This is a genomic window from Roseisolibacter agri, assembly GCF_030159095.1.
GTDB classification, from domain to species: domain Bacteria; phylum Gemmatimonadota; class Gemmatimonadetes; order Gemmatimonadales; family Gemmatimonadaceae; genus Roseisolibacter; species Roseisolibacter agri.
This window is the reverse complement of record NZ_BRXS01000014.1, coordinates 1-3,011: the sequence shown is the minus strand read 5'-3', so window position 1 is coordinate 3,011 and position 3,011 is coordinate 1. Positions and strand designations below refer to the sequence as shown.

Annotated in this window: 1 rRNA gene; it reads right to left on the bottom strand. The window is 61.2% G+C overall.

The features are described 5' to 3' along the window. Window positions 1–9: 9 nt before the first annotated feature. Window positions 10–2,976: ribosomal RNA gene (locus rosag_RS25295) — 23S ribosomal RNA — on the bottom strand. Between the last annotated feature and the right edge of the window lie 35 nt (window positions 2,977–3,011).

Genomic DNA, 3,011 nt, shown 5'->3' with positions numbered 1-3,011 from the left:
TATGGGGGAGTAGTCAAGCCGCACGGGCGATTAGGAGCGCTACGCTTGGAAGCCATTGCTGGCCGTCCACGGGCGCCCTATCGACGGAGTGGTCTCCTCCGGCCCTTCAGGGGGCTCAAGGCCCCGGGGAGAGTTCATCTTGGGGACGGCTTCCCACTTAGATGCTTTCAGCGGTTATCCGTGCCGATCATCGCTACCCGGCGGTGCTCCTGGCGGAACAGCCGGGACACGAGCGGATCGTCCGACCCGGTCCTCTCGTACTAGGGTCCGCACCCCTCAACTCTCCAACGCCCACGACGGATACAGACCGAACTGTCTCACGACGTTCTGAACCCAGCTCATGTACCACTTTAACCGGCGAACAGCCGGACCCTTGGGACCTTCTCCAGCCCCAGGATGTGATAAGCCGACATCGAGGTGCCAAACCGCGCCGTCGATGTGAACTCTCGGGCGCGATAAGCCTGTTATCCCCAGCGTACCTTTTATCCGTTGCGCGATAGCCCGCCCACGCGGTACTACCGGATCACTACAACCGACTTTCGTCCCGGCTCGAGCCGTCGCTCTCGCCGTCAGGCTGGCTTCTGCTGTTACACTCTATGAGCGCGAGTACCGACCGCGCTGAGCCAACCTTCGCGCGCCTCCGTTACGCTTTCGGAGGCGACCGCCCCAGTCAAACTGCCCACCTGCCACGGTCCCAGACGGGGTTTGCCCGCCGTGGTGAGCACGCCGCACAGAGCAGGGTGGTATTTCACTGATGCCTCCACCCGAGCTGGCGCCCGGGCCTCAACGGCTCCCACCTATGCTACACAGCTCTGTGCAGCGAGCAATGACAAGCTGCAGTAAAGGTGCATGGGGTCTTTTTGTCCTGTCGCGGGAACTCGGAATCCTCACCGAGACTGCCATTTCGCCGAGCGCGTGGTCGAGACAGTGCCCAAGTCGTTACGCCATTCGTGCAGGTCGGAACTTACCCGACAAGGAATTTCGCTACCTTAGGACCGTTATAGTTACGGCCGCCGTTTACCGGGGCTTCGGCTCAGAGCTTCGGGCTTGCGCCCTAACCCCTCCCCTTAACCTTCCGGCACCGGGCAGGCGTCAGTGCATATACGGCGCCTTGTGCGGCTTGGCATGCACCTGTGTTTTTGCTAAACAGTCGCTTGGGCCGATTCACTGCGGCCCCCTCCGGCTACCGGCGCGAGGCCGTCACCAAAAGGGGCATCCCTTCTTCCGAAGTTACGGGATCATTATGCCGAGTTCCTTGACCACGTCTCACTCGTTCACCTGAGGCTACTCGCCTCGCCTACCTGTGTCGGTTTGCGGTACGGACGTCGTACGACTCCACATCAAGCTTTTCTCGCCCGTCGACTCTACGAGACTTGACGGTCCCGAAGGACCATCTCGGCATGGGCTCTCGGGGTTGCCCCCTACGGCTTTACACGGCCATCCACAAGACCGCTCCCGCTTCGTTCCGGTGTCCCTTGATGCTTCAACGTCGTAAGACGGGACGGGAATGTTCACCCGTTGGCCATCGGCTACGCCTCTGGGGCCTCGCCTTAGGATCCGCCTCACCCTGCGCTGATTGCCATGGCGCAGGAAACCTTAGGCTTACGGTGTGCGGGGTTCTCACCCGCATTTGCGCGTACTCAGTCCGGCATCCTCACTTCCGGTCACTCCACGGCAAGGTTTCCACCGCCGCTTCGTCGCTCCCGGAACGCTCCCCTACCCCTCATACAAAGTATGAAGGCCAAGCTTCGGCGGGCCGCTTAATCCCGACCATTCTCGGCGCATCCCCACTGGACTGGTGAGCTATTACGCACTCTTTAAAGGAGTGGCTGCTTCTAAGCCAACCTCCCAGTTGTCAAAGTAGGAACACATCCTTCGCTATACTCAGCGGCCACTTCGGGGCCTTAGCTGTGGCTCTGGGTTCTTTCCCTCTCGCCGCTGGACATTATCGCTCAGCGACTGCCTCCCGAGGTCCATCGGTCTGGTATTCGGAGTTTGGTTGGGGTTGGTAGGAGCCACGCCCCCCCGCGCCCATCCAGTCGCTCTACCCCCAGCCGACATACGGCGCTTGCGCGCCCGCCTCGAGGCTCTACCTCAATAGATTTCGGGGAGAACCAGCTATCTCCAGGCTTGATTGGCCTTTCACCCCTACCCACAAGTCATCCGAACGGTTTTCAACCCATACCGGTGCGGGCCTCCACTGGGTGTTACCCCAGCTTCACCCTGCTCATGGGTAGATCGCCCTGGCTTCGGGTTTACCCCCAGGCACTCCACTCGCCCTCATGACAGGACTCGCTTTCGCTACGGCTCCGGGGCTGAACCCCTTAGCCTCGCGCCTGAGGCGTAACTCGCCGGATCATAATGCAAAAGGCACGCAGTCAGACGCGACGAGCTTGCGCCCGTCCGTCCTCCTACCGCTTGTAGGCCAGTGGTTTCAGGATCTCTTTCACTCCCCGCACTGGGGTGCTTTTCACCTGTCCCTCACGGTACTCGTCCACTATCGGTCACACGGGAGTCTTTAGCCTTGGAGGGTGGTCCCCCCAGCTTCACGCCACGTTCCTCGAAACCATGGCGCTACTCAGGAACACCACTAGCATCTGTGCATTGGCTACGCCTACCGGGCTGTCACCGTCTCTGGCGCCGCGTTCCAGCGGACTTCCGCTGCCGTCTCAGATACCGTCCGTGGGTCCTACAACCCCGATCCCACAAGGAGACCGGTTTGGGCTCGGCCCCGTTCGCTCGCCGCTACTGGGGGCATCTCGGTTGATTTCTCTTCCTCCGGGTACTGAGATGTTTCAGTTCCCCGGGTTCGCTCTCCATAAGGAGTGACCGGTGTTCCCACCGGCCGGGTTTCCCCATTCGGGCATCCGGGGCTCACAGCCTGTGTGCGGCTCCCCCCGGCTTATCGCAGCTTACCGCGCCCTTCATCGCCTCCGTGTGCCCAGGCATCCCCCACTGGCCTTCAGTCGCTTGACTACACCAACTCAGTCAACACGACACGCGCAGTAGAT